This window comes from Mesorhizobium sp. A623 (genome assembly GCF_054489405.1).
In genome coordinates this window covers 133,934-155,622 of record NZ_JBTMXB010000006.1, presented here as the reverse complement: position 1 = coordinate 155,622, position 21,689 = coordinate 133,934, and the positions used below count along the sequence as shown (strand labels likewise).

Below are 21,689 nucleotides of genomic sequence, written 5' to 3'. Positions count from 1 at the left end.
CGCAGATCGGCAAGTTCGGCAGGCAACTGAAGTGCGGCGCGATCCTTCAGGATCGCGTTGCGGGCTTCAGCCTCCTGTTTTCGCGCACGTCCCTCCCCCGAACCCGTTCCCGGCTCCGGGGAAGACATGCGTCAGCGACCAAGGAGCCAGCGCGACCACCGGTCGCTAATTTCCTGCCGATTATCTTCCCACCAGTTAACATTAAGAAGGAAGCTGTGCTTCTTATTTTCCGGGTTGCTGGGAAGTTTCGAGCGGACATCCTCGGGTATGAGGTCGAGCGCGCCGGCAACCGTCGGCCCATAGGGATAGACGCTCAGGAACGCCGCCTGCCTCTCGGGCTGCAAGGCGTAGTCGATCAACGCCAGCGCATTTTCGGCATTCGGCGCGCCGTTGAATATCGAGTAGCCCTGCGCCCAGAACATCGACTGGTTCCAGACGATGCTGACCGGGGTTCCCTCATCGATCGCGCTCTGGATGCGCGCGTTCCAGAAAGCGCCGAGAACGGCTTCCTTGGTGTTCATGATCTGGGTGGAAACCGCGCCGCTGTCCCAGAATTTCTGGATGGACGGGCGCAGTCTGTCGAGTGAGGCGAACGCCCGGTCCAAATCAAGCGGATAGAGCGCGTCGGGCGAAACTCCGTCCGCCAGCAGGGCAAATTCGAGCGGCGGCTGGCCTACCGCCATGTCGGGAAGCGTGCGTGGTCCCGGAAATTTCTCCGTATCCCAGAATTCGGCCCATGAGGTGGGATGGTTGTCTTCAGAAAATTCGTCCTGATGATAGGCCATCACCATGCCGACATAGCCGTTGCCGACGAAATAGGGCAGACGCACATCCGCATCGATCGCCGCCGGGTCCGACCTCTTGAACTTGTCGTAGTCGATTGGCACCAAGGCTCCGAGGCGGTTCAGGCTGGTCAGCGGGCCGACATCGGTATCGATGACATCCAGTTCGACATTGCCCGATTTGAACATTGCCAAGAGCTTGGCGATATTTGCCGGAACAGTCACCACCTCGATGCCGGTCTCTTGGGTGAACGGCTCGTAGATCGCGGCCTTGATGGCCGTTTCATAAGCGCCGCCCGGCGTCCTGACGACAACCTGTCCAGCCGCGCGCGCTCTGCCGACGCCGATGATGGCGGGTGCGAAGAGGGCAGACGAAGCCGCGCCCTTCAACAGGGTGCGCCTGGATATGGTCGATCTCAGAGTTTCGAGCGACCGCTTTCGGTCATTGTCCTGATATTCCATCTCATTCCTCCCGTTTCTGGTATACTAGCGGAACACCAACTTAAATGTCAGCACCCGCAGCGTCAACGATGCGACCTGCAGGAAGCCCCGCGCTGGCCTCGCCCGCGACGCCCACCCTCACATCGGCAACCAGCGCGCCGGCCTGCCCGACGAAGACTGGGTTCAGGTCGATTTCAGCGATGTCGCCGCGTCGAGACATGATGTCGCCGACCTTGCAGACCACATCCACAAAGGCTTCGCCATCAAGTAACGGCCCGCCCCTGTAGCCCTGGAAGAGCTTTGCCAGGCGGGTTTTCCCTATCATTTCCCAGGCTTCGGCGCGGCTGACCGGCGCGGCCTTGAAGGCGACGTCGTCCAGCAGCTCGACAAGTGTGCCTCCCATCCCCAGCGCCACGACCGGCCCGAAATGCGGGTCGACGAACGCGCCCACAAAGCACTCCGCCTCGCCCTTCAGCATGGGCGTCACGAGGATTTTATGGTCGATGCCAAGCGCTGTCATCCGTGCAGACAGATCGGTGAAGGCCGAGTGCGCCTGCGCTGCCGCGACATTGAGCACGACCCCCTTCACCTCAGATTTATGGAGAGCCTGCGCCGATACGACCTTGAGTGCGCACAGGTCGGCAAGTTCCGCGACTGCCTCGGCACATTCGGTTGCGCTTGCGACGACGCGCGATGGCGGCAGGTCCAGCCCCTCCGCCTGCAGCAGCTGGCGGGCTTGCGGCTCTAGCAGCCATGATGAAGCGCCGCCCCCGGCCTCGGGAAGATGGGTTTCTGAAATGCCTTGGGCGGTTGGCGACGCGGAATTCGCCGGCGCGGATTCAGCCTGTGCGCGCAAACGCGCCAGGCTAGCTATCCCGCCCAGCACTTCGGCGGGGCCGGCGGGACTGCGAAAGGCGGCCACCCCTGTCTCGCTCAGTATCTCGATCGGCTCAAGCGGTCTTTCCGCATGGACGCTGTGGAAGAGGACGGGCTTTGCCGAATGCGCGCAAACCTGCACCATTTTCCTGGCTGCGGCATTTTCCTGCGGCAACAGCGCCTCGCCGCCGATCAGATGATAGCCGCCAAAATGACCAACCAGCACGGCTGCATCGACACTCGGGTCCGCAAGCGCGATCGCAAGCGCTTCCGGAATGATGCCGGGATTGGATTCGGCTTCGCCGGCGAAGTCGATCGGATTCGAGCGCGGGCATCTGGGCGGCAGCAATTTCGCCAGCGCGGCGTCGGACGCAGGCGAAAGATTGGCCATTTCAAGCCCCGCCGCCCCCAGCGCGTCGCTGGCCAGCGTGGCGTGGCCCCCGCCATCGGTAAGCACGGCGACCCGCGACAGCGCGTCGACCGGATAACGGGCGAATGCCGCTGCGATGCTCCATCCCTGCTCGATCGACGAGGCGCGCAATATTCCCGCCTGCCGCATCACGGCGTCGAACACCGCATCCTCGCCGGCCAGTGCGCCGGTATGGGAAGAAACCGCGCGGCGGCCCGCCTCGCTCTGGCCCGGCTTGATGAAGATGGCCGGCTTGAAGACTGGGGAGGCGCGCATGATATCCAGCAGGCGCCTTCCTTCCCCGATCCGTAGTCCCTCCACATAGCAAAGCACGGCGCTGGTGTGGGGATCGGCAAGATAATAGGACAGGATATCGGCGGTCCCGATATCGGCCGCATTGCCGATCGTGATGCTGCGGCTGAACCCGCCGCCCCTTTGCTGCGCATGGGAGGCGAGGTCGATCGCCACATTGCCGCTCTGGGAAATCACCCCGATCGAACCGGGCTTCATCGGCCATCCGCCGATGTCGACATGGGCGGGGCCGCTATACAATGCCGCGCAGTTCGGTCCAACGAGGCGGCTTGCCTTGCCGTTGAGGGCACTGGCGATGCGCCGTTCCGCTTCCTTGCCGGCTTCATCGACCTCGCCGAAGCCGCCGGTGATGATCATCACATTGCCGACGCCGCGACGAATGCATTCGTCCACCACCCCCGGCGTATATTCGACAGGGACCGAAACGACGGCCAGATCGGGCGTCTCGGGCACGTCGAGAACCGACGCATAGGCCTTATGGCCCAGCACGCGGCTGCTGCGGTTGTTGACAGGGAAGAGCCTGCCCTTGAAGCCGCCCTCCACCAGCGACTTCCAGCGCCTGCCGCCGATCTTGTCGACCGACTCGCTCGCGCCGATGAACGCGATGCAGTCCGGCTCGAATATGCGGCGCAAACTGTCCACGCCGGCGGCATCCCGCTCATTCCTGCTGCGCGCGATGAATGACATGGTGTCCACCTCAGCGACCTGTAAATCGCGGGGCGCGACGCTCGGCGAAGGAAAGGTCGCCTTCCTTGTGGTCGGCCGTGTCATAGAGCGCCAGCAATGTTTCCGTCTCCAGCCCCAAGGCCGCTTCCAGCTCGTCGCTGGTGAAGCGGTTGATGGCGTCCTTCATCTTGCGCACCGACAAGGGAGCGTTGCGCGCGATGCTTGCCGCGATTTCAAGCGCGCGCGCCAGCAACTTCTCAGGCGGGACCACTTCGTCGACAAGGCCGATGTCCAGGGCCTGCGCCGCCGTGATGTGCTCGGCCGTGAACAGCATTCGCTTGGCGCGTGAGGGGCCGACGAGACGCGGCAGGAGCAGCGACGCCCCGCCGGTGATGAAAGAGCCGACCCCGCTCTCGGGAAAGCCGACTTTGGCGCCTTCGGCCGCAATGCGGATGTCGCAGGCCAGCGTGATCTCCAGCCCGCCCCCCAGCGCATAGCCGTTTATCGCCGCGATCAGCGGAACCGGCAGGCCGACCAGCAAGCGCGCAAGCTCCTGTTGGTTGCCCTCTATGCGCAGGCGGCTTTGATCGGGGGTTTCGCTGTTCCAGGCGGTTTCCTTCAGATCGGCGCCGACGCAGAACGCCCTGCCCTCCCCCGTGATGATGGCAGCGCGAATTCCCGCCTCCTGGCCGATATCCTCGGCGACGCGGCGCAAGTCCTGCCACAGCGCGACATTGCACGCATTGAGCGAGCGAGGCCGATTCATCCGTATGACCACCACATCGTCATGGCGGTCAACGATCAAAGTCTCATAGTCGCGCACGATCCCATCCGCTAACAATGTCTGCCTGACATATCAGTAGTATACCAGTCAATTCGATGCAAGCGCGGATATCGCCACCCGCCCTCGCCTCGGGGCGCGACTGCGGGCCGGGCGGGCCGGACGCTGTCGGCAAAGCCGCCTGCGGGCAGTCGTGGGGGGATTGCTGTTGCGGCCCGGCAGCGCGGGTTAACGCCAGTCTTCTTTCAGGCTGCGGCGCGCCTGCGCTTCCAGATAGTTTATGAAGGCCGTGGTCGCCGAGGCGGTTTTAACCAGATCGCCGCTGGCGATGGCCTGCATGGTCGCGGCGGTGACATGCGCGACAGCGGGAATATCGCGCGTGCGCCTCGTCACCCAGGCGAACCGTCGCGAAGCCGCCCATAATGGCTCGAGGGCGCTGGTGGCGTATTCGTTCTTCGCGCATTTGACCAGCTGGCGCTTGTAGTCCTGGTCGATCTCGTAATGATGTTCCAGATTCATGCCGGAAGCGCTTTGCTCCATCGCGACGGCTAGTTCGCTGAAATATGCCCGCTCTTCATCGTCGGCGTTGCGGGCGGCCTCCCTGGTCATGAAATTCTCGACCGGCCGGCGGAAGCGCAAAAGCGAAAGCTGGTCGAAAACATTTATCGGCGTGATCTTGAGGCCGCGTCGGGGCTCGATTTCCACCAGCTTGGCGCGGGCCAGCCGGCGCACGGCCTCGCGGATGGGCGTCCGGCTTATCCCGAGCTGCTCACCGATGGAGGCTTCGGTGATCCAGGTTCCGGGTTCCAGTTCTGCGGTGACGATGCGCCTTTCCAATTCCACATAAGCCTTTTCACCAAGGCTGACATTGTCTTCAATGGAAACACTTTTGATCATAGTCGCCAATACATTGACACCGATCTGCCCGTCAACCGCGGCCCGCTGGCCGGCGCTCGACGGAGGGCGGCCGTCGCCGGCGCAAGAGGTGCTGCTTCGGGGTCGAGAGGGGCGTCATCTGGCGCGGCCCGCCGCACACGCCGTCGCCAATTTGCCGGAAGCCGTCCGGCTATCGCCGATCCCGGCGTTTCAGGCTGGCGCGGATGACATTCTTCGTCTCCAGCGCTGCCGCCGGGGCCAGGATGTTGCCGTCTATCAGGGACAGGATTCGATCCGCGGTCCGGCTCCCGATCTCGTCTGCCGGCACGCTGATCGTGGTTAGCGACGGCTCGATGGCCACCGCTACGCTCGTGTCGTCCGAGCCGACGATGGAAAGATCGTCAGGAACCCGGATATTGCGCTGCCGGCATTCGTCGATTGCGCCGATGGCCTGCAAGTCGAGGCTGCACAGCAGCGCGGTTGGCAGCCGGTCGAGCGCCGCCAGCTTGCTGATGGCGCGCCTGCCTCCCTCGACGGAATAAGGCTCTTGCAAGATCCATTCCGGCTTCAGCGCCAGCCCGTGCCCCTTCAGGGCGTCGCGCGTGCCGGCGACGCGCGCGCGCGCGCGTTCATTGGCGAAATCATCGCCATAGCAAAGCGCGATGTCCGTGTGGCCATATTCCAGCACAAGCGTCGCCATCCGGCGGGCCGCATCATAGTGGGAAAAGCCGACCTGGTGGGCATATCCGCTGTCGTCATGCGACCACGACAATACATAGGGAAGCTGATATCTGCGCAGCAGATCATAGACAAAGTCGGAATGCGCCGACCCTACCAGTACGATGCCGTCCACGCCTCGCTCGACGATGGACTGCAGCACGGCGTCTTCCCTGCCGGGAATATATTCATGGCTGGCGACGATAAGCTGGTAGGAGGCTTCCCACAGCTTCTGCTGCAATGAATGAATTGAATCGGCAAATATCGGATTGCTGAGCGTGGGATAGACTGCGGCGATGGTTCGCGTGCGCCGCGAGGCAAGCGCCTGGGCCGCGCCGTTTCTTATATAGCCAAGCTGCGACACCGCCTGGTTCACGCGCGCCAGCGTCGCCGGTTTCACCTTGTGCGGCACCGAGAGGGCCCGCGAGGCGCTGCCGAGAGAAACGCCGGCCAATCGGGCGACATCCGACAAGGTTGCACGACCGCCGAAAGTTTTTTTCCTCATTTCCGCTTTCCGTCGATCGCCATCATTCCGGTTACAACTGCAGCAAGGATGCAAGTCTCGCTTTCCAGCGGCCACCCGTAAAGTCAACATAATTTGCCCCCCGAACGGGCGCGCCGCCACGGCTTCCGGCCGGCGGCTGCGTGCCGGGGTGAGCCGGCGGCGGCCTTTGGCCGTCAGCGCGCGCGCCGCTCCGCCGCGCCACACCGGCGGCTATCCGGGCAATGCTCAATCCTGGCTTCAATCGGACGTTCAGCCTCGGCCTCATCGGGCGCACATCTGCCGATATGTCAAGTATACGCATTTCCCATTGACTAATGAAGCGCTTCATATACTATTTTTTACAGATATCAAACCGCGTTATCACTCCGTGAATTATATAACTCGTTGAGACAAAATGATAATTGACTTCCGCGTTCAGCGCCCGAAGGAAAAAAGGTCAAAGGACCGTCCGGGATATATGAAGCGCTACAGCGACATTTTCGATCTTGGTTCCGTATCCCATACGGACGAGACGCTGGTTTCGGCTCTGGCTGCGGCGGGCATCGATCGCGCCGTCATGCAGGCAGAGTGGATGAGCGGCGACTACCGGCTGGACAATGATTACGTCGCGAGCTTTGTCGCCGCCCGGCCGGAAAAGTTCGTCGGCTTTGCCGCAGTCGATTTTTCAGAAGGTGTCGCTGCGGTGCGCGAGCTGGAGCGCGCGGTCGAGAAACTCGGCCTCAAGGGGCTGAATATCCAGCCATTCGCCAGCCAGCTTCTGGCAAACGACAGGCTGGCCTATCCTCTATACTATAAATGCATGGAATACGGGATTCCTGTATGTATCCATACGGGGATAAACTATTCGAACAACCGGAAGATCGATTTCGGGCGGCCGATTTATATCGACGATATTGCCTGTGATTTTCCTGATCTGACGATTGTCATGAATCATGCCGGGTGGCCGTGGGTCAATGAAAGCGTCGCCATCGCCCGCAAGCACAAGAATGTCTATCTGGAGTTCGGGGGGATTTCGCCGAAATACCTCGCCAAGCCGGATGCCGGCTGGGGGATGCTGCTGTCGATGGCGAATAATCTTCTTCGTGACCAACTTCTTTTCGCCACGGATTCGATGATCCCGTTTGACCGGGCGGTCAATGAGGCGATGGCCTTGCCCGTCAGCGATGCGGCGCGCCGCGCGATCATGGGCGAGAATGCACTTCGCATCATCGAGGCGCTTCCATGACTTGGCGGGTATATCGATCTGGGCAGGTATATCGATGAGGGGCTTTTTCCACCCGGCGGGTATCGCCATGATTGGCGCGAGCGGGTCGGTCGACAAGATGGGCGGCCGTCGCTGGAAGACGTTGGTCGATGGCGGGTTCCAGGGCCCCGCCTACCCCGTCAATCGCGGTGGCGGGCTGGTGCGGGGCGTCGCCGCCGTTGAAGCCGTGTCCGACCTGCCCCAGGGCGTCGATCTGGCTGTCATCGCCGTGCCGGCGCAGGCGACGCTAGATGTCGTGCGGCAATGCGCCGGGCAAGGAATCCGCTCGATTGTCATGATCAGCGCCGGCTTCGCCGAGGCCGGCCCCGGCGGCGAGGCGTTGCAGCAGGAGGTGGTTGCGTTTGTCCGCGAGGCGGGCATGCGGATGATCGGTCCCAATTGCGCCGGCATCTTCAGCAGTTCGGCCAGGCTCAATTCGGTTGGCTGGAAGGTTCCGCCAGGTTCTGTGGGCCTGATTTCGCAAAGTGGAAATGTCGCGCTCGACCTGTCGAATCTGGCGCTCGATACCGGCGGAGGCTTCAGCACCTATGTGAGCATTGGAAACGCCGCCGACGTCCGCGCGGTGGAGTTGCTGGAGTACATGCTGGCCGACCCCGACACCAGCGTGGTCATCGTCTATCTTGAGGGCTGGGCGACCGGCGAGGGACGGGCCTTCTGCGAGGCGGTGCGCGCCAGCGGCGGCGTAAAGCCGGTAATCGTCATCCGCGCCGCCTGGACGGATGGCGGGCGCAAGGCGGCCATGTCCCATACCCGCTCGCTTTCGGGCGCGAGCCGGGTGCTGGAAGCCGCCCTGCGTCAAAGCGGGGCGATCCTTGCGGACTCGGTCGAGGAAGCATGGGATATGGCGCGGCATCTGCCATTGTTGAAGTGCCCTGACGGCAAGGGGATCGCGATCCTTTCCGATGGCGGCGGGCATGCCACATTGCTGTCGGACGCGCTGGAGCTTGCGGGTCTTGAGATTCCGCAACTGGAGCCCGGCATCCAGGCGGCGCTGGTCGACGTCCTGAGCCCGCGCTGTGCGGTTGGCAATCCGGTGGATTTTGCCGGAATAAGCGAGGGCGATCCCTCGGTCATCGAGCGCTCGCTGGCCATCGCCCTTCAATCCGATGCCGTCGATTGCGTGATCGTCGCCGGCCATTTCGGAGGCTATTCGGATCTTGGCGGCCCGGCTCTGGTGGAGCGTGAATTGGCGTCCGCCCGCCACATCGTCGAGATTGCCCGCCAGAGCACGAAGCCCGTCATCGTGCATTCCGTCCATGCCGGGCGCAGCACGCCGGCGATGGATCTGCTTCACCAGTCCGGCCTGCTGGTTTGCCGCTCCATTCCATTGATCGCGCGATTGCTGACTGCGGCCAGGCTTGCGTCGCAGTCGGCGGCATTGGGCGCCGGCACATTCGGGCGCTTCGACTTCGGCGCCCTTTCTGAAGATGAGGGCGAGTGGCTTCTTGAATCGCAGGCGCGCGACCGGTTGAGCCTGGCTGGGATCGCGGTCCCGCCTCACCGGCTTGTCGCCTCGGCCGATGAATGCGTGGCGGCCATCGAGGAGATGGGCGGGCCGGTCGCGATGAAGCTGATGGCCAGCGGCCTGGTGCACAAATCCGACCTTGGCGGCGTCATCCTTCATGTGCGCACGCCGGACGAGGCGCGCGCCGCATTTGCCAGGCTTTGGGACATTCCCCTGCCGACACCCGATCCCGCGCGGCAGATTCTGGTCACGCCCATGATCGCGCCGGGCCTCGAAGCCATCGTCGGCGGCTTCATCGATCCGCAGTTCGGGCCGCTCGTCATGTTCGGGCTGGGCGGCGTTCTCGTCGAGGCGATCGACGATGTGGTCCTGCGCCTCGCGCCGGTATCGGTTGCAGAAGCCATGCAGATGCTTGATGAAATCAAGGTTTCACGGCTGCTGGACGGCTATCGCGGCAGCCCCGCCATCGACCGTTCGGCCCTGGCGCAGCTTATCCACCGGCTTTCCTTGCAATTGCTGGACGGCGGCATCCGGGAAATCGAGCTGAACCCGATCGTGCTTCATCCCGATGGCTTGTCCATCGCGGATGTGAGGATGCGCCTGAGCCGGGACGAGCGCGGACCAAAGCCAGGCCTGCCGGCTGAACAGGGCAAGTCCGTGCGAAAAGAACAGGCCCTGCTGTCGGCCGGATAGAATCCGGCGACGATGTAAGGCCAGCAAAGCACCAGAGAGGCTGATTGTGAGCACTATCCGGCTAAACCAGATCTCCAAGAATTTCGGCAGCTTTCGCGCGGTGGATACGATCGACCTTGACGTGGAGGATGGCGAGCTTCTGTCGATACTGGGGCCGAGCGGATCGGGAAAGAGCACGACCCTGGAGCTGATCTCCGGGCTTACCTGGCCAAGCTCGGGCGAAATCTTCATTGGCGACGCCAATGTGACGTCGACGCCGCCGGCGCAGCGCAATGTCGGGATCGTGTTCCAGAGCTATGCGCTTTTCCCGCATATGTCGGTTTTCGAGAATATCGCCTTCCCGCTGAAGGTAAGGCGCTTCAGGCATGACGTCACCAGAAGCCTGGTGATGAAGGCGCTTTCGCGCGTGCATCTTGAGGGCCTGCAGGGGCGGAAGCCCAGGGAGCTGTCGGGCGGGCAACAGCAGCGCGTCGCGCTGGCGCGCGCCATCGTGTTCGAGCCGCAGATCCTCCTCCTGGACGAGCCGCTCGGTGCGCTCGACAGAAGCCTGCGCGACGAGCTTCAGGTCGAATTGCGCAACCTTCAGAAAAGCCTCGGCATCACCACCATCATCGTCACGCATGACCAGGAAGAAGCGCTGTCGATGTCCGATCGGGTGCTTGTCCTGAACCAGGGGCAGGTCGTTCAGATGGGAACGCCTGAAGATATCTATCGCCATCCCCGGCAAAAATTCGTCGGTGAGTTCATCGGCGCGGCAAATTTCATCAATGGCAGGCTGACCGCCGACAGCACATTCCAGATGAAAGACGGACGCTCGATTCCGTGCAACTCACGGATTGCCCGCACGGATATGCCGGTCCTCGGCATGCTCAGGCCCGAGGACATAATCTTTACCACCCGTGAGGACGAAGGAATCCTTCGCGGGACAATTGAGAACATCGTCTATCTCGGCCACGCCGTGCGCTACGAAGTCAAATGCGAAAACGGCGAAAAGATGGTCGTCAGTTCCAGGGGCCGCGCGGGGGAGATGCGAGCCGGGAATGAAGTATACATGACATGGAATGGAGAGAATTTGTGGGTTGTTCCAAAAGATAGCTGATATATACAAAAGGGAGAAGTAAAATGACACAGTATAGAAATCTGGGTATCGCGGCGACAATGGCTGCGACCTTGTCACTTGGCATGTTCGGCGCGCACGCCGATACGATCAACATCGTCGAAGCCGGCGGCGCGTCGGGCGAATCGATCGAGGCGGCCTATATCAAGCCCTTTACGGAGAAGACCGGCATCCAGGTGACGCGCGAGAGCGGAACCAGCCTTGGCAAGCTGCGGGCGATGGTGGAAGCAAACAGCGTTTCCGCAAGCCTGTTCGAATTGTCCGGCTCGGTGCTTGAACAGGCGAAGGCGCTCGACCTGCTCGAACCTCTGGACTGGGACATGATCGACCCGGATCCGATATTCGACGAAGCGAAACTGCCCTTCGGGATGGGCTTCCAGTATTATTCGGTCGTACTTTCGTGGCAGGACACCGCCGCGCCGATGAGCAGCTGGAAAGACTTCTGGGACGTGGAGAAGTTCCCAGGCAAGCGCTCGCTGCCCGACCGGCCGACCTTCACCCTGCCGATCGCGCTGCTTGCCGATGGCGTCGAGCCGTCGGAGCTGTTTCCCCTCGACCTCGACCGGGCGTTCCGCAGCTTGGAAAAGATCAAGTCCGACATCACGGTCTGGTGGAGCTCATCGTCCCAGCCGCCACAATTGCTGAAAGACAACGAGGTCGACTACGCCGCTTCCTATTCGGGCCGCGTGACCGACCTGCCCGGTATTTCCTATACTTTCAATCAGGGTTTGCTGGGCCTGTCATATTTCGTGGTGCCGCGGGGCACGACGCCGCAGGACAAGGAAGCGGCGATGAAACTGCTGCACGAAATGACGGTGGCGGAAAATCAGGCGCTGGCGGCAGGGATGATCCCCTATACCGGTTCCAGCATCAATCTCGATCCGCTGCTGCCGCAGGACGCTCTCGGCAAGTTCCCCACCTCGGCCGTCAACAAGGATCTCCAGATCACGTTTGACGATGCCTGGTTCATGGAAAACGCGGATATCGTCGAGCGGCGCTGGCAGCAGTTCAAGCTGGGCCTGTGACCACATGACCAAGCGACAGCAGCCAGTATCGGTCGCTGCCATCATTGCCATCCCCCTCTGGGTGGCAATGATGCTTGCCTTCAACGTGCCATTGCTGACCATGTTCGGGTTGAGCTTCACTAATCCGACGCCGACGCTGATGCATTATGAGCAGTTGGCGAGCAATCCGGCCTATTTGCTGGTGCTGATGAACACGCTCAAGATCGCGGTTCTGGCAAGCCTCATCTGCGCCGTCGTCGGCTACCCGTTCGCCTATTGGATGTACACCCTGTCGGGGCGCTGGCAATTGCTCGTGCTCACATTGGTCGTGGTTCCGTTCTGGATCAGCATTCTGGTGCGGACCTATGCGTGGATCGTGCTGTTGGGCAATGCGGGCATCGTCAACCGGACACTGATTTCCCTTGGTATATCGGACAGTTCGGTCCCGTTTCTCTATAATCAGTTCGGCGTCCTGATCGGAACGACCAACATATTGTTTCCCTTTCTCGTTCTGCCCCTGTTTGCAACGATGACGCGGATCGACCGTCGCTTGATGAGCGCGGCCGAATCGCTCGGGGCCTCGTCTTCCACGACATTCACCAGGGTATTCTTTCCGCTGACGTTCCAATCCCTGGCCGCAGGAACGATCCTGGTCTTCATGCTGACGCTGGGCTTTTTCGTCACCCCCGCCATTCTGGGCGGCGGCCGGGTGTCCATGATCGCGAACGTATTGGATATCCTGATAAACCAGCTGCCAAACTGGGAGGAGGCGTCCGCCATCGCCAGCATATTGTTCGTGGTGATCATGGTATTCTATTTCGGCTATAAATGGCTCAGCTCAAGGGGCGACTACGCATGAGCACGCAACGGCACAAAGGGTCGCGGCCAGGAGCGGGCCGCCGGATCGGCCTGACGCTCTTCGGCTGCCTGACGCTGTTCTTCCTGATGGCGCCGGTCCTGATCGTCGTCATCATGTCGTTTTCCGATGAACGGTCCCTCGCCTTCCCGCCGACTTCGTGGTCGCTGCGCTGGTATGAGGTTCTGTTCGGCGATCCGCGCTGGCGCAAGGCGCTCGAAAATTCCTTGCTGATCGGCTTGGTGTCAAGCCTCGTCGCCGTCTTTGTTGGCGGCCTGGTGTCCTATGCGGTCGCGCGCGGCCGGTTCAGGGCTGTGAAATTGCTCGAAGCCAATTTCATCGCCCCGCTGATTACACCCAGCGTCGTGATCGGGGTGGCCCTTTACCTGTTCTACGCCAAGATCGGGCTGCTGGGCACATTTCCCGGACTTGTGATCGCCCACGCGATCCTGGGGGTTCCCTATGTATTGCTGGTGATGATGACGGCCTTTCGCATGTTCGATCACCGCATCGAACAGGCCGCGATGAGCCTTGGCGCATCATGGCCCTATCTGGCATGGCGGGTGATCGTGCCGGCGGTGGCGCCGTCCCTCCTGGTTGCGTGGCTGTTCGCGTTTGTAACCAGCTTCGATGAAGTGATCATCACGCTTTTCATCTCGGGTGGCTATGACACCATACCGAAGCGGATGTTCAACGAACTCCTATTGGAAGTGAACCCGACGATCACCGCCGTCGCGACCATCATGATACTGGCAAGCTGCCTGATTCTCGGCGCTGTCGTCTATCTGATTTCCAAGGCGAAGCTGCCGCAGGATCGCCTGATCGGCTGAGTTGCCGCCGGGCGTCCGCGCCAGGAATAGTCGGCGCGACACATGCCGGCGACCGGATGAATGCGACGGGACATGAACCTGGCCAGATTGCGCCGCGCGGCCTACGGTTGCGCGGCGAGCTGGCAGGGCGGGTGCCGAGCCGTCAGGTAGCGGGTTGGCGGCTTGGGTGCAGGAACTGCTTTTTAGGATCAAGGCGCGTTCCGACTTCTTGGGACAGCCGTTCGAACGGCGGAAAGTCAACGAGCGCCTGCGGCAGGACGAACATCTCAATCTCATATATCAGCAGATGTGATCTGCTTTTCAGCGCTGCGCCCCCTTTGAGAGAAGGTCAGCGGCCACAAGGGCGGCAACGTCACCACAGTCGTGCTGGATGCCGGCGAGTAATGAGCGCGCGGCCGGAGCGGTGAGCTGATCGAATTTGGGGCGCAGGGTCGCCGCGGTCGTTTCCGCATAGTGCCGAGTCGTCGTGATATTTTCGTGGCCGAGGAAGCGCTGCACGTCGGTGATGTCCATGCCGAGCCACAACAGCTTTGTCGCCATGGTGTGACGCAGCAGATGCTGATAGACCCGCTTGGTGATCCCGGCCTTTCCGTCAACCTGACGAACGATCTGGCCGATGCGCTGGCGGCTGTAGGTGTAGGGCAGCGGTCCTTTGCCCCGCTCCCGGCTTTGGAACAGTGGGCCAGCGCGCCGGGTGCCGATATGAAGCCTGAGCATCTGTGCCAGCTCCCGGCGGATCGGCACTTCGCGCCGCTTCGCCCCCTTGCCGCGCACCACGACGATGACGCGATCGGTCAGGCTGACATCCTCGACGCGCAGGTGGGTGAACTCGGAGACGCGCAATCCGGTTTCCAGCAAGGACTGAAGCAGTAGGCCGGTGGTCGCACCGCTCGCCCCATAGGCATGGTCGATGAACACCAGTTCCTCCTCGATCGTCAGCCGGTTGATCGACGTTCGCTTTTCCCGCGGTGCAGACAGGCCGGCTTGTGCGCGGGCGCGTTTGATCACCGCCTTGCTCTGCAGGTAGTTATCCCCTCCCGGATCAAGATAGTGGCGATGGCGCTTGCGGCACGATCGATTGAGGTCATCACAATTTACCAGATGATTTCCGGATTGCTAACTGACGAGGAATAGCATGGCTTCCGGTAAAGCGGAGGATGGAAATGTGCGGTCTCGGCGCGACCGGTTTTCCACTCCTCCCGTTCTGGAAAGCCGGTTAAAGAGGTGCGGCATCCTAGGTTCGGATCGTCATGGAACTCACTGCGAAGACAGTGGGCTGATTGCTCGCGAGGTGGTCGCGGATTTGAAGAAGATCACCAAAGGTGCCGAGGATCTCGGTCTGTCGCTCTCCGAGGGCAAGACCTTGCTCGCCAGGCTTCAGCAGAAGTTGGTCGAAACGCAGGTGGAATCGTGGCTGAAGGAAAACCGCGAGACGGATGGCCGCTGGTGGCGGCACAAAGGATATTACCCTGTTACCTTCTCCATACCCCGTTCGGCGAGGTCCGGCTTAAGAGCCCGCGATACGGCCTCTCGATCAGGGATGGAAACAACGGCCCGGCGACGATCTCGCCTTTGCGGCAACTCCTCCTCGATCTCATTGCACCCGAACGTCTTTACCTTGAAACGCGCTGGGCCTCGCTCGTGCCTTATGCCGCCGCGGCTGAATTGCTGGCGGATGTGCTGCCGATCAACAGCGGGGTCAACGCCACCACCGTGCGGCAGCATGCGTTGCGCGCGGCCGGCCGCATCGAGCGGGAGCTGACAGAAGAGCGGGTTTCCTGCATGCAGGATTCCTGTCCGCGCGACTGGGCAAACCTTCCCATCCCCGATGGCTGCATCGTCATCGGGCTGGATGGGCGGATATACCGGGATCGTGACGACCGGAGAATTTCGAGCTGATCGGCGGCCGCTCCCTGCCTCGAAAATGGCGAGCCGCGCTATATCGGCTTCGTCCATGGTCATAATGATCGCAGGCCCCAACGCCGCATTCTCGACCATCTCAAGAACAGGGCGTGCAGGCCAACCAGGACATCACCTTCGTCACCTACGGAGGCGAGGAAGTGCGGTCACTCGCCGAAATGATCGCGCCGGCCAGTGAGCACGTGCTGGACTGGTTCCATATACCATGCGGATCACCGTACTTCGCCAGTTCGCCCTGGCCCTTCGCCATTATGACGAAGAAGCCGGCAACGATATGCTCGGCATGCTCTCGCGTATCAAATGGTATCTCTGGCATGGCAACAGCTACCGGGCCCGCAAGGAGATCGGCGACTTATATTATGATGCCGAGTGCGTTGAGTCCGATTATCCGAACATGCGCAAATTCCTGACAGCGATCGGCGAATTCCAGTTCTACATCGCCTCCAACAACACCAGCTTGATCAATTACGGCGAGCGTTACCGCTCCGGAGAGCGGATATCCTCGGCCTTCGTCGAGGCCACCGTCAACGACGTCATCAGCAAGCGCTTCGCCAAGAAGCAGCAAATGCAATGGAGCCGGACAGGCGCGCATCTCCTGTTGCACACGAGAACGCAGACCCTTGATGGGTCGCTGCGGTCGACGTTCGAAAAGTGGTATCCGGGAATGGCAAACGACAATCACCATTTCCCTGAAAACCAGGCGGCGGCGTAGCTGCCACACAAATCCTCATGCTCTCCTTGTTGCGACAGGTGTCGCCGGAGCAGTTCATCGAACACCGAAACCCGGTCGGCCGGAGGAAAATCGGTTCGGCGACGAGTTCGAAAAACTCCGAGAATTTGCCGTCAAATTCTGGAGGTCGCGGGATCATAGTCCCCCATTCTACAGTCCGATGATCACAAATGCGAACGACCTTAGGGGACGCTTTCACTAAAAAGATTGGCCTAAAACCGCCGCGCCTGTCGCGGCTGTAAAAAGACCGATAATGTTGCCTTATCAGAGACTTGTCGGAGATCGCGGGTACCGTAAACTGCTTTCACCCTCTTAGACGATCTTCGATATGCCGGCGTGCAGGCAAAAGGCGGACGATCGAATGAGTTGATAAACGGCAAATTGCCGGCATTGCGCCAGGTTCTCGGCGACGACTGGACATGCTGGACACGTGATCCTAGCGGCTTCCTTTAATCTCCCCAGATGACGGCATGCAGCAGCACCTCCGGCGATATGATCAACGACCCACGGCATCACGGCCTCCGCCCACACCTCGGCACCGACTCGTCTGTCGCATCGAGGATGTCGCCAGTTCATCGATCCCGAAAACCCTATAATCTCTCTGGTCGACAAGCGTCCGCGTCCGCTCGACGTCGATATCCGCAATTTCCGCCGCGGCCTCAACAGGGGGTAGCGCTGCCGCAAGCTATCGAGAACCGACAGCACAGCTACTGCTCTGAGTTCTGAAAGCAGACCGAGCATCACGGTTTCCTCCCCGTCCCGTACGCCTCAAGCACGGCCTGGATCTCCTCCAACCGCTCCAGAGACACCCCTTCCGCGTCACCCCTGCCGACGATCCAGAACACCTGCGTCGAAGTCAACCTCGTCAGTTCGACGACAAGCTCCGTCGACAGGTGTAGGTCATCGATGAGGACCGCGATCGCGCTTGCGACGTCGGCCTTCGCCAACCGTTCTTCGAGATTGTCGACTCCGAGATCGCGGAACACGTTCCCACGGCCAAAGGATTCATAGGATTCGATTTCCCCGGGATCGGAATCGGGAATGATAAGATCGAAAAGGATGTCCGAAACCTGTGGAATTTCGCTTTCGTCGGCAACTTCCGGGACGCCGTATTTCCTGCGGAGGGCGTTCTCTTCCTCAAGCGTGCGATTGTACGCTGTATTGCCGTTTGCGGTGATCATGGCGGCGGCCTCGTCGACGGTCAGGCTGCCGACGACGGACTTGGCGAGGCCGAAGTACTCACCCCAGACGAAAATGGCCGTGACCAGGCCTAAGTCAGGATCGGGTGCGCCGACGAGACGATACGGCCGCCCGGAGGAGGTGAGAGCGGTGCCGAGTTCGGCGTCGAGTTCGAGTAGAGGCGTCGACGTACGCGTGCCTTGGCCGACTTCGTATCCGGCCAGCTAGGGCCCGTGGCCATTGAGGGAGACGAGGCCCCAGTGTGAAAGGAGACGGTGGCGTTTCATGCTGGCTCCTCCCACTTGCGGAAGCTGAGCGAAAGGTGATCACCCTCCGACGTCAGTTCGTAGCCGCCGACGTAGTCGACTTCGTAGATTAGAACGTTGCCGTTCCAGTCGCAGTTATCGACGGCGATCCCGTGTCTGTTGGTCCGGCCTGTAAGGTTGGCTAGAAACTTCTTATGATTCTTCGTTATCTTCACCGCCTCCTCCTCGCATGTGCTGCGACAAGGATTTAGGCGGGGGCTTGCAAGGAACAAACGGCGGCGGCTACGCTGCACGCCGGGCACGGAGGGGATGTCATGGACGAAGAGAGACGGTGGGTGCACCCGAATGCCATCAGGCGCGGGGAGCCGATGGATTCAGGACGATACCTGCACTACTTCCGGCACTGGAATTACTTCACCATGACGACGGACGACTACCGTTTCGTACGGTGGCTTGCGTCGCACAACACCCATCGGAGGATTGACGACCCCGAATTCGACAAGGCTGCGCAGAAGCTGTCCGAGAAAGGATGGGAAGCGCTCTCGAAGGACGAGCAGAAATTATTCGATGCCGCACAGATGGCCAACATTGGAGCGGAAGCGCAACCCGACGGCATCAATCTCGAATGCTGGGCCCGCCTTGAAGGCGGCATAGGCGACATCAAAATCACTTCGTTTGCCGTCGACAACGATCCGAATTGGGGAAGCAGCGATTTCGACGAGACCTACGAGAAAACTTTCACCAAACTCAAAGTCACGATCTTGAGTTCGGCCGAAGAACATCCCGGCTTTCTGTGGGTTTGGAGCAAGTCCCTGCGTGAAAACAGCAGAGACGACGACATGCCTGACGAGGACGTGCTCTACGCCCAGTTTTATATGTTGCCGGAGAAGTTGAAGGCGCTTGCCCGCGATATAGCCGCACAGCCGACCAAACCAACGCTGACGTTGCACGCGGAAGGATTGATGTTCCGAGACGAGGTGGACGAATCCCTGTCGGAGCCATGGCATCCTCGGGAATATGTCATCATCTACGACCATCATGTCCCGGCCGTGCTGAACTCGATCCGGTTCAATATTCCGTCTTCGCCGGCTATCGTGACTCCATCGGAAACCTGCGGTGACATTGATGCCAGCACACCGTCGGGCTTCTCACCTCAGTCCGTCCCGACCTCTGAGCCACGCTCGGAACCCATCGACAAGCACCTCAAGGGATTGAAATACGCATTGTGGATTCTGGCGGCGGCCGTAATCCTCGCAGCCCTGATCCGATAGGAGGTCGGAATGGCTGACCTGCTCACCATCGGCTTATCCGTGGTCGGAACGCTTCAAAAAGGAAGAGCGGGATCGTCACGCAACCTATTTGGCCATCCGCGTCGTATGCATGCTCGACCCGTTCGTGATGGGATGCTGCGACGTAGCCGCCGCCGACACGGGAGTTCCTGACGCTGAAGGTGAAATACGCCCTGACGCGGAAGAACCTACGCTGATCTTCCCCGCCGATGTCGATTGGAGAAGCGTCGGTTCAGATATGATGTACCGAATCCTCACGCTGCCGAACGAAATCGAGAGTGCCAAGCAGACGATACAGTTCGCCGGAGACATGGTGGCCTTCCCGCCCGACTACGATGACTGGTTTCAAGAGCGCACGTTCCAGTATGGAAAGCTGGGGTTGTCAGCCCTCGACCTGGCAATCGACCTACGGGCGAAATACAGCCTGCCCCTCCGGGACTATAACCGCTACGATCCGCGGGATCTCTTGGAGGGTGTCGTCCTAAAAGAGGAGGAGATGCGGCGGTCGGACAGTGAGGTCGCAATGAAACTGGCAGGCAAATCGCCGAAGAAAAAACCCGCCAACACCTGATGACGTCCAACGCCAGTCCTCAGCGATCAGTCGAACAACGACATCGTCTCACACATCTGGAAAATCCGACCCACTTTCTCCTTGACCTTGGTCGATAGATTTGGATCGATAATGAACTTAGCCATCCCGAATTCGGGCGCCGCGGTCAGGTCGAACACGATCTTCTTATTATCGTACATATCCTCGATGACCCGGGTGATCTCCTTGGATTTAACCGAAAACACAAATCCGAAACCCGATGATTTGACAGAGGTGAACAAGGCCGCGTCGACGGCCCTTTCATTCGATGTAAACTGGATATCCTGATGCATGGACGATCTGGTTTTCCATTCATCAATAGGATCGAGGCGGACCACATTCACGAATATCTTCGACGGCTTCGAACGACGGCATGTGAAGGATAGTCCTATTCCTACTCTCGTGGAATCGCTCCAAGAAAATTTGTCGCCGCCCGCTGAATACAAATCCAGACGGGTCGACATATCCGCGGTGATACCGTCGAAATCGACCGTGGTTGTCCCGAACGATCTGCCAAATTCATATGTGTCCTTCTGTGTCGGCTGAATGGAATCCCCGGTGCATTCATGCCAACTCATGTCCGCCATCGCCTGGTCTGACTTCTTGCCGTAGCAGTAATTATTTTCACCAGGTTGGGTAACCAGTTCATCGCGCTTCTTGCACGCGATGTCCGATCCTTCGCCGTAGGTTCCTCGACAAATACCGTTCTGCTCAAAATACTCGTCGAGCAATTTCGCGACCACCGGAGATGCCGATGCCAAAAAAACGGAAGAAATAACTGCTGCGATCATGCCGCCCCCAAAAGCCACATGCTCACATTCAGCTTTCAGGCCAAGCGCGCAAACCTCTATTTCGCCACATTCCGGCGTTTTCGGAGCCATGCAAATTTGCACATGCCCGTTAAATCAGTTTCCTTTGGGTTTTAACGGCATCGAGTTGTAAGTGGTATCAATACATGGCGAAAGCCTGCAGCCTATTGGCTGTGCAGCATTTTTTTTGCAACCCGCCTCCCGAGACATAAAGAAATCTTGATGTAGCTAACGGGTATTAGCTACAAAAGACTGATATGCGTTTTTGAAAATGGGTCAATGCCGGAACGGTGACGGCGCGGGCGACAAGGCGAGTTCGACGTCCTCCGGGGAAACGATTTTGCATCCTTCGGCTTCCTCGGATCCCCAATGAAGCCTTGCAAGCATGATGCCGAGGCGGTCGAACGGCATGCCCTCGAGGTGATATTTCCGGCCGCTTATCGTCGTCGCCGTCATCGTCTCCCTGTCGAAGGATTCGACTGCCGACGATACGCGGGCCTTCCTATTATCACGGAGACCGGTGAGGTGGATGTCGCCGCCGCAGTGCATGACGAAGGCCCAAGCCTTGATGGTAACCTCGGGTTCGATGGATACGGGGGCGGCGGTCATGCCGCCTGCTCGTATGCAAGCCCTATGATCTCCGTCAGCGTCTCAATGATTTCCGCACGGACATCGCTATCGACATTCCATAGCTCATGCTTGATGCCGCCTCGGTCGCCTAGGTTGGCAAGTATGCTGAGAGCGGCAGCACGCTGCCACGCGACCTGTGCTGGCTCGTCGGGCCAGTCCCCGTCTTCACGCGGGTGTCGTTCATCGTCTCGGTCTCCATCGACATCAGCGTCGTGAAACGATGTTCGAAAGGATTCATGCAAGCGACAAAGTGTTTGACGGTCAAACATGAAAATAAATTTGTCTGAGGTCAGGCTTCGCTGAAGAGGTCTTCAGCTGCCTGTTGCCGTATCCACACCCGGGGAGCCGTCATTGGCCTACGGCATTACGGATTCCGATTTGTACGGTGCAAGGTTAAGCTCTACCTTCGTCAAAGGCACAGCCCTAATGCCAGCCCGAAGGGCCAACCACGGGATCTTTCTTCCCCTTCGGGGGTGCCGATTCCACCCTCGCCGGAGCCTCGAATCCAGACCTGCGGATTCAATGGTCCGGAGGACAAGAATGACACCCTCCGAAACCTTCTGCTAGAATCAGGAAAATGATGCTGTCCAAAAGATGCTCGGAAACCTAGGCAGGACTGACGCTCGTCAACATTGATTTCGTCCCAATTTCCGCAAGTCATGTCAACATACGAATTGTTCTCG

The 21,689-nt window shown here is 60.2% G+C and carries 19 protein-coding genes and 1 pseudogene; 9 read left to right on the top strand and 11 right to left on the bottom strand.

Annotated elements, in window-relative coordinates:
- Window positions 1–131 precede the first annotated feature (131 nt).
- The 5 genes from ACX3P1_RS08700 to ACX3P1_RS08680 form a co-directional block, all read right to left on the bottom strand.
- Entirely contained in the window at window positions 132–1,244 is a 1,113-nt protein-coding gene (locus ACX3P1_RS08700; protein ID WP_459079171.1) for an ABC transporter substrate-binding protein, read from the bottom strand.
- A gap of 40 nt (window positions 1,245–1,284) precedes the next feature.
- The gene (locus tag ACX3P1_RS08695) at window positions 1,285–3,507 is read right to left on the bottom strand and encodes an acetate--CoA ligase family protein (protein WP_459079170.1); all 2,223 of its coding nucleotides are present in this window, start codon (window positions 3,505–3,507) and stop codon (window positions 1,285–1,287) included.
- A 10-nt stretch (window positions 3,508–3,517) separates the two neighbouring features.
- Complete coding sequence (locus tag ACX3P1_RS08690) at window positions 3,518–4,309, bottom strand: enoyl-CoA hydratase/isomerase family protein (protein WP_459079169.1); 792 nt, start codon at window positions 4,307–4,309, stop codon at window positions 3,518–3,520.
- A 186-nt stretch (window positions 4,310–4,495) separates the two neighbouring features.
- On the bottom strand, window positions 4,496–5,164 hold the full coding sequence (locus tag ACX3P1_RS08685; protein ID WP_459079242.1) for a GntR family transcriptional regulator: 669 nt from the start codon (window positions 5,162–5,164) through the stop codon (window positions 4,496–4,498).
- 169 nt (window positions 5,165–5,333) lie between these two features.
- Window positions 5,334–6,365: a LacI family DNA-binding transcriptional regulator gene (locus tag ACX3P1_RS08680; RefSeq protein WP_459079168.1), complete on the bottom strand. Its 1,032-nt coding sequence runs from the start codon at window positions 6,363–6,365 to the stop codon at window positions 5,334–5,336.
- Window positions 6,366–6,822: 457 nt separating this feature from the next.
- Between ACX3P1_RS08680 and ACX3P1_RS08675 the strand changes: the two genes are divergently transcribed.
- From ACX3P1_RS08675 to ACX3P1_RS08650, 6 genes are read left to right on the top strand one after another with little or no spacing between them, the layout of a single operon-like run.
- On the top strand, window positions 6,823–7,590 hold the full coding sequence (locus ACX3P1_RS08675) for an amidohydrolase family protein (protein ID WP_459079167.1): 768 nt from the start codon (window positions 6,823–6,825) through the stop codon (window positions 7,588–7,590).
- Between the two features lie 34 nt (window positions 7,591–7,624).
- Window positions 7,625–9,787 (top strand): acetate--CoA ligase family protein, encoded by a 2,163-nt coding sequence (locus tag ACX3P1_RS08670; RefSeq protein ID WP_459079166.1) that lies wholly within the window; start codon window positions 7,625–7,627, stop codon window positions 9,785–9,787.
- Window positions 9,788–9,833: 46 nt separating this feature from the next.
- The gene (locus ACX3P1_RS08665) at window positions 9,834–10,886 is read left to right on the top strand and encodes an ABC transporter ATP-binding protein (RefSeq protein ID WP_459079165.1); all 1,053 of its coding nucleotides are present in this window, start codon (window positions 9,834–9,836) and stop codon (window positions 10,884–10,886) included.
- A gap of 23 nt (window positions 10,887–10,909) precedes the next feature.
- Window positions 10,910–11,929, top strand: coding sequence for an ABC transporter substrate-binding protein (locus ACX3P1_RS08660; RefSeq protein WP_459079164.1), 1,020 nt, complete (start codon window positions 10,910–10,912; stop codon window positions 11,927–11,929).
- 4 nt (window positions 11,930–11,933) lie between these two features.
- A complete protein-coding gene (locus ACX3P1_RS08655) occupies window positions 11,934–12,767 on the top strand; it encodes an ABC transporter permease (protein ID WP_459079163.1) in 834 nt (277 codons plus the stop codon).
- Entirely contained in the window at window positions 12,764–13,594 is an 831-nt protein-coding gene (locus ACX3P1_RS08650) for an ABC transporter permease (RefSeq protein ID WP_459079162.1), read from the top strand. The genes ACX3P1_RS08655 and ACX3P1_RS08650 overlap by 4 nt, the downstream gene beginning before the upstream one ends.
- 300 nt (window positions 13,595–13,894) lie before the next feature.
- Here the strand turns inward: ACX3P1_RS08650 and ACX3P1_RS08645 are convergent, their stop codons facing one another.
- Complete coding sequence (locus tag ACX3P1_RS08645; protein ID WP_459079161.1) at window positions 13,895–14,602, bottom strand: tyrosine-type recombinase/integrase; 708 nt, start codon at window positions 14,600–14,602, stop codon at window positions 13,895–13,897.
- A gap of 268 nt (window positions 14,603–14,870) precedes the next feature.
- Here ACX3P1_RS08645 and ACX3P1_RS08640 point away from each other — a divergent pair.
- Window positions 14,871–16,226, top strand: a pseudogene (locus ACX3P1_RS08640) (ISKra4 family transposase).
- A 758-nt stretch (window positions 16,227–16,984) separates the two neighbouring features.
- On the opposite strand, the gene ACX3P1_RS08635 reads toward ACX3P1_RS08640, so the two are convergent.
- Entirely contained in the window at window positions 16,985–17,425 is a 441-nt protein-coding gene (locus tag ACX3P1_RS08635) for a hypothetical protein (RefSeq protein ID WP_459079160.1), read from the bottom strand.
- Window positions 17,426–17,706: 281 nt separating this feature from the next.
- Window positions 17,707–17,904 carry a hypothetical protein gene (locus ACX3P1_RS08630; protein WP_459079159.1) on the bottom strand — a complete coding sequence of 66 codons (198 nt, stop codon included), beginning with the start codon at window positions 17,902–17,904 and terminating at the stop codon, window positions 17,707–17,709.
- A 99-nt stretch (window positions 17,905–18,003) separates the two neighbouring features.
- On the opposite strand from ACX3P1_RS08630, the gene ACX3P1_RS08625 reads away from it, so the two are divergent.
- Both ACX3P1_RS08625 and ACX3P1_RS08620 read left to right on the top strand, forming a co-directional pair.
- Window positions 18,004–18,960, top strand: a complete 957-nt coding sequence (locus ACX3P1_RS08625; RefSeq protein WP_459079158.1) for a hypothetical protein — start codon at window positions 18,004–18,006, stop codon at window positions 18,958–18,960.
- 88 nt (window positions 18,961–19,048) lie between these two features.
- A complete protein-coding gene (locus tag ACX3P1_RS08620) occupies window positions 19,049–19,549 on the top strand; it encodes a hypothetical protein (RefSeq protein WP_459079157.1) in 501 nt (166 codons plus the stop codon).
- A gap of 26 nt (window positions 19,550–19,575) precedes the next feature.
- On the opposite strand, the gene ACX3P1_RS08615 is transcribed toward ACX3P1_RS08620, so the two are convergent.
- From ACX3P1_RS08615 to ACX3P1_RS08605, 3 genes are all read right to left on the bottom strand, one after another.
- Window positions 19,576–20,448 (bottom strand): hypothetical protein, encoded by an 873-nt coding sequence (locus tag ACX3P1_RS08615; protein ID WP_459079156.1) that lies wholly within the window; start codon window positions 20,446–20,448, stop codon window positions 19,576–19,578.
- A gap of 204 nt (window positions 20,449–20,652) precedes the next feature.
- Entirely contained in the window at window positions 20,653–20,985 is a 333-nt protein-coding gene (locus tag ACX3P1_RS08610; RefSeq protein ID WP_459079155.1) for a hypothetical protein, read from the bottom strand.
- Window positions 20,982–21,275, bottom strand: coding sequence for a hypothetical protein (locus ACX3P1_RS08605; protein ID WP_459079154.1), 294 nt, complete (start codon window positions 21,273–21,275; stop codon window positions 20,982–20,984). Before ACX3P1_RS08605 ends, ACX3P1_RS08610 begins: the two co-directional genes overlap by 4 nt.
- Window positions 21,276–21,689: the final 414 nt, after the last annotated feature.

Excerpts from the sequence above, each read along its gene's own strand:
- ACX3P1_RS08695 (WP_459079170.1), bottom strand. The coding sequence starts at position 3,507 with ATGTCATTCATCGCGCGCAGCAGGAATGAGCGGGATGCCGCCGGCGTG.
- ACX3P1_RS08670 (WP_459079166.1), top strand. The coding sequence starts at position 7,625 with ATGAGGGGCTTTTTCCACCCGGCGGGTATCGCCATGATTGGCGCGAGC.
- ACX3P1_RS08605 (WP_459079154.1), bottom strand. The coding sequence starts at position 21,275 with ATGTTTGACCGTCAAACACTTTGTCGCTTGCATGAATCCTTTCGAACA.
- ACX3P1_RS08610 (WP_459079155.1), bottom strand. The coding sequence starts at position 20,985 with ATGACCGCCGCCCCCGTATCCATCGAACCCGAGGTTACCATCAAGGCT.
- ACX3P1_RS08615 (WP_459079156.1), bottom strand. The coding sequence starts at position 20,448 with ATGGCTCCGAAAACGCCGGAATGTGGCGAAATAGAGGTTTGCGCGCTT.
- ACX3P1_RS08685 (WP_459079242.1), bottom strand. The coding sequence starts at position 5,164 with ATGATCAAAAGTGTTTCCATTGAAGACAATGTCAGCCTTGGTGAAAAG.
- ACX3P1_RS08650 (WP_459079162.1), top strand. The coding sequence starts at position 12,764 with ATGAGCACGCAACGGCACAAAGGGTCGCGGCCAGGAGCGGGCCGCCGG.
- ACX3P1_RS08675 (WP_459079167.1), top strand. The coding sequence starts at position 6,823 with ATGAAGCGCTACAGCGACATTTTCGATCTTGGTTCCGTATCCCATACG.
- ACX3P1_RS08660 (WP_459079164.1), top strand. The coding sequence starts at position 10,910 with ATGACACAGTATAGAAATCTGGGTATCGCGGCGACAATGGCTGCGACC.
- ACX3P1_RS08635 (WP_459079160.1), bottom strand. The coding sequence starts at position 17,425 with ATGATCACCGCAAACGGCAATACAGCGTACAATCGCACGCTTGAGGAA.
- ACX3P1_RS08680 (WP_459079168.1), bottom strand. The coding sequence starts at position 6,365 with ATGAGGAAAAAAACTTTCGGCGGTCGTGCAACCTTGTCGGATGTCGCC.
- ACX3P1_RS08700 (WP_459079171.1), bottom strand. The coding sequence starts at position 1,244 with ATGGAATATCAGGACAATGACCGAAAGCGGTCGCTCGAAACTCTGAGA.
- ACX3P1_RS08655 (WP_459079163.1), top strand. The coding sequence starts at position 11,934 with ATGACCAAGCGACAGCAGCCAGTATCGGTCGCTGCCATCATTGCCATC.
- ACX3P1_RS08625 (WP_459079158.1), top strand. The coding sequence starts at position 18,004 with ATGGACGAAGAGAGACGGTGGGTGCACCCGAATGCCATCAGGCGCGGG.